The following is a 204-nucleotide window of genomic DNA, read 5'->3' as shown; positions in this document are numbered from 1 at the left end:
CCGTCAACGCCCTCTCGCACTACACCGACTGGACCATCGGCCACGTACACGCCGGCGCCCTCGGCTGGGTTGCCATGGTGTCCATCGGCGCGCTGTATCACCTGATTCCGAAGGTCTTCGGCCGCGCTCAGATGCACAGCGTCGCGCTGATCAACACCCACTTCTGGCTGGCCACCATCGGCACCGTGCTCTACATCGCCTCGA

1 protein-coding gene is annotated in these 204 nt (G+C 64.7%); it reads left to right on the top strand.

The window, feature by feature from the left end; translation table 11 throughout:
* A partial coding sequence (locus tag LO50_RS20225) for a cbb3-type cytochrome c oxidase subunit I (RefSeq protein ID WP_044316164.1) occupies positions 1 to 204 on the top strand: 204 nt, incomplete at both ends.

Source organism: Stutzerimonas stutzeri (genome assembly GCF_000935215.1).
Lineage (GTDB): Bacteria > Pseudomonadota > Gammaproteobacteria > Pseudomonadales > Pseudomonadaceae > Stutzerimonas.
The sequence above is the reverse complement of the archived record's forward strand: the minus strand, read 5'-3'. Positions and strand labels throughout refer to the sequence as shown.